The organism is Vibrio sp. D173a (genome assembly GCF_030248475.1).
Genome location: NZ_JAHGAH010000047.1, coordinates 1 through 4705, shown reverse-complemented (window position 1 = coordinate 4705; position 4705 = coordinate 1). Strand labels below are relative to the sequence as shown.

The window sequence follows — 4705 nt, the reverse complement described above, 5'->3', positions numbered from 1 at the left end:
TACTATACAAACAGATCAATCACTTAAAGTCATGTCCGAAAATTGGGGGCCACTTCTGTTGATAGTCGTTGATAAGGTTGATGGAAAATTTGTTGAGGTTGATGTTTTTAGTTTTTCAGTATGAGCATTTTAGGTTTTGCTCATAAGTTGCTGTATATGCTGTCTTTATGTTTTTTAGTTTATCAGGTTTATCTCAGCTTTATACCGATGGGCTAATTGTTTTATTGATAACCCCAAGTTTATTTTTTTCCCAGTTTTTGGGCGTAGTCTTCACTTCGAAATTTAGCGAGGTCGAGCAGATTCCTCCTCATAGCATCTCGCTAATAACCATTCAGTTTGAGTCATGTTGACTCGAGTAGAATAGATTTGGAGATGTTATGTCATCGAATGCGAAAAAAATCGGCCTTATTGCCTGTACGGGTGTCGTAGCCGGTAACATGATGGGTAGTGGTATTGCACTATTACCTTCTAGTCTTGCCTCTGTAGGCTCTGTTTCAATCTTCAGTTGGCTGATCTGTTTGGTCGGTGCACTGAGTCTGGCGTTCGTTTACGCTCGTCTGGCAACCAAAAACCCACAAGAAGGTGGTCCTATCGCTTATGCTGGCGAAGTGTCTCCGGTATTTGGTTTCCAAACGGGCGTTCTTTATTACCACGCGAACTGGATTGGTAACCTGGCTATTGCCATTACAGGTGTTTCTTACCTTTCAGTATTCTTCCCTGTGCTTAATAACCCAATCCCGGCAGGTATTGCGACGATTGCATCGGTATGGATCTTCACTTTCGTCAACCTACTTGGTGGTAGCTGGGTAAGCCGTCTATGTACGCTTGGTCTAGTACTTATCCTTATCCCTGTTGTTGGTACCGCCGCATTTGGTTGGACGCACTTCGATACTGCGCTTTACAGCCAAAACTGGAACGTATCAGCAGGCACTGACAGCCACGCGGTAGTAACAGCGGTTCTTATCTGTCTATGGTCATTCGTTGGTGTGGAATCAGCGGCGGTATCTACAGGTATGGTTGAAAACCCTAAGCGCACAGTACCACTAGCAACTATGTTGGGTACGGCTATCGCAGGTGTTATTTACATCCTATCTACTCAAATGATCAGCGGTATGTTCCCAGCATCAGAGGTAGCAGCATCAGGTGCACCATTCGCGCTAGCAACCACTGAGCTATTCGGTAGCTGGACAGCACCATTCGTATCAGCATTCACAGCACTAGCATGTTTCACTTCGCTAGGTTCTTGGATGATGCTAGTAGGTGAAGCGGGTAAACGCGCAGCAAACGACGGTAACTTCCCTAAAATCTACGGCGAAACAGACAAAAACGGTGTGCCTAAGAAAGGTCTAATTCTTGCGTCAATCAAGATGACTGCGCTAATGGTTGTACTGATGTTCTTCAGCTCTAAAACAGCACACGCATCAGACCTGTTCAACCAGCTAACAACTGACGCAGTACTACTAACTATGCTGCCTTACTTCTACTCAAGCATTAACTTGATTCGCTTCGAAGGTATGACAACACGCAACGGCTTCGTAATGCTGTTCTCTGGTGTGGCTTGTCTGTTCTGCTTCATCGCACTAGCAGGTGCAGAGGGCGGTACGCTAACAGCAACCTTCATCGTGTCTCTTGTTATCTTGATGTTCTACAGCAAAAAAGCAGGTCTAGCTCAGTACATGAAGCTTCATGCTGACGAAGACGTAGCTGCTCAAGCAAGCAACTAATCCCCAAACGCTGGCACTACGGTGCCAGCCCATAAAACTCAAATTCACGCGGCGCTCACCTTACTCATTGCCTGTAAATGGCAAAGAGCGCCCTCATTCGCCTTGGAGATGTCCAAATGAATATATTCGCTATCTTGAACCACATGGGTGTGTTCTTTAAAGAAGAGCCAGTTCGTCAACTTCACGCTGCTCTTGAGAAAGCGGGCTACGAAGTGGTTTACCCAGTAGATGATAAAGACTTGATCAAAATGATTGAGATGAACCCACGCATTTGCGGTGTGCTGTTCGACTGGGATAAATACTCACTAGAGCTATGTGAACGTATTAGCCAAATCAACGAAAAACTGCCTGTTCACGCATTTGCTAACGAACAGTCTACTCTAGACATTTCACTAACAGACCTACGTCTAAATGTGAGCTTCTTCGAGTACGCTTTAGGTATGGCTGACGACATCGCTATCAAAATCAACCAAGCGACAGAGGCATACAAAGATGCCATCATGCCTCCATTTACTAAAGCGCTATTCAAATACGTAGAAGAAGGTAAATACACCTTCTGTACTCCAGGTCACATGGGTGGTACTGCATTCCAGAAAAGTCCTGCTGGTAGCATCTTCTACGATTTTTACGGTCCAAACACATTCAAAGCGGACGTATCAATCTCAATGCCTGAGCTAGGTTCTCTACTAGACCACTCAGGTCCGCACAAAGATGCAGAAGAATACATTGCACGTACATTCAATGCAGACAGCTCTTACATCGTAACTAACGGTACGTCTACATCGAACAAAATCGTTGGTATGTACTCAGCGCCTGCGGGCAGCACAGTACTGATTGACCGTAACTGTCACAAATCTTTGACTCACCTAATGATGATGAGCGACGTGACACCAATCTACTTCCGCCCAACTCGTAACGCATACGGCATTCTTGGTGGTATTCCACAAAGTGAATTCAACCGTGATGTCATTGCAGAGAAAGTGGCGAAAACACCAGGTGCAACTGCGCCAAGTTACGCAGTAGTGACTAACTCAACTTACGATGGCCTACTGTACAACACGCAATTCATCAAAGAGTCGCTAGATTGTAAACACATCCACTTCGACAGTGCTTGGGTGCCTTACACCAACTTCAACCCAATTTACGAAGGTAAATGTGGTATGAGTGGTGAAGCGATGCCAGGCAAAGTGTTCTACGAGACACAATCAACACACAAACTGTTGGCGGCATTCTCACAAGCTTCAATGATTCACGTGAAAGGTGACTTTGATAAAGAATCTTTCAACGAAGCATTCATGATGCACACTTCAACTTCACCTCAGTACGGCATTGTTGCTTCTACTGAAACTGCAGCGGCAATGATGCGCGGCAACACTGGTAAGAAGTTGATGCAAGACTCTATCGATCGCGCAATCCGCTTCCGTAAAGAGATCAAACGCCTAGAAGCAGAAAGTGACAGCTGGTTCTTCGATGTATGGCAACCAGAAAACATCGATAGCACTGAATGTTGGAAACTAGACCCTAGCGACACATGGCACGGCTTCAAGAACATGGATGACAACCACATGTATCTTGATCCAATCAAAGTAACGCTACTGACTCCAGGGATGAATAAAGAAGGCGAACTAGAAGAATCAGGTATTCCTGCTTCGCTGGTGGCTAAATTCCTAGACGAGCGCGGCATCGTGGTAGAGAAAACAGGTCCATACAACTTGTTGTTCCTATTCTCAATCGGTATCGACAAATCAAAAGCAATGCAATTGCTACGCGGCCTAACTGAATTTAAACGTAGCTACGACTTGAACCTAACCATCAAGAGCTTCCTACCTTCGCTATACAACGAAGACCCAAGCTTCTATGAAGGTATGCGTGTTCAAGAACTAGCACAAGCAATTCACAACCTAACTAAGAAATACAACCTACCAGAGCTAATGTACAAAGCGTTCGATGTTCTTCCTGAAATGAAAGTAACACCACACGCAGCATGGCAAGAAGAGCTTCGCGGTAACGTAGAAGAAATCAAACTGGAAGAAATGGTTGGCCGCGTAAGTGCGAACATGATTCTTCCTTACCCTCCAGGTGTGCCACTAGTACTTCCTGGTGAAATGGTGACTCAAGAGTCTCGCCCTGTGCTGGACTTCCTAGAGATGCTTTGTGAGATCGGAGCGCATTACCCAGGTTTCGAAACCGACATCCACGGTCTATACCAACAAAAAGATGGTAGCTACACCGTAAAAGTATTGAAGAACTAAGTTCCTCTCGAAGATGACGTCATTGGGAATGCAAGCATGCTCCACTCTTACGAGCTCAATGCGTCATCGAACAATAACGGCATATTAGATATACCCCTAACTATTCTGTCGTAAAGAGAAGGGCAAGGATGCTCTGATCTTTTCTTCTATATATAGAAGAGGCATTTTTCCAAGACTTCACCTGAAGCATCCTAAATAAAAAGCAAAGACCAAAGAGCAGTTCGTCATCGTTCTGCTCTTTTTTTTCGTCTTTATATAGTTAGAAAGAGCAAAAAGAACCAAAAAGAGATAAGATCAGCAACCGAAATCGCAAAGAAATCGGCGATCTTTTAATGCGGAAGTCAGGTGTTTCTTCATGAAAAGATCCTCTGCAACCCGAAATATTAGACAAGATCGTTGACTATCTATGCATAATGCTCGTTATTTGTGCGATTGGAAGTTTTTTTGCAAAAAAGGCTTGTGCTAATTTCTCAACCCCCTATACTGCGCATCCACCGACACGGAGTGAGACGAAAGTCACACAGCGAGTCGGGAAGAGAGAAAAAAGAATTTGAAAAAAATGCTTGACTCTCTCGCGGTGTGAAGTAAGATACGCACCCCTAACGACGAGCAACTAAGTTGCTGAAAATGTTAAAAAAGCTCTTTAAAAATAAGAACCTATCAATCTGTGTGGGCACTCGTTGATGATAGTCCAATTAGAAACTTCGGTTTCAAATTAGGTTTCAATGA

2 protein-coding genes are annotated in these 4705 nt (G+C 44.3%); both read left to right on the top strand.

Annotated elements, in window-relative coordinates; all coding sequences use genetic code 11:
- Positions 1-377 precede the first annotated feature (377 nt).
- On the top strand, positions 378-1724 hold the full coding sequence (gene cadB / locus KIV40_RS05870; protein WP_045372949.1) for a cadaverine/lysine antiporter: 1347 nt from the start codon (positions 378-380) through the stop codon (positions 1722-1724).
- Between the two features lie 116 nt (positions 1725-1840).
- Positions 1841-3976: a lysine decarboxylase CadA gene (locus KIV40_RS05865; protein ID WP_285348221.1), complete on the top strand. Its 2136-nt coding sequence runs from the start codon at positions 1841-1843 to the stop codon at positions 3974-3976.
- Positions 3977-4705 lie beyond the last annotated feature (729 nt).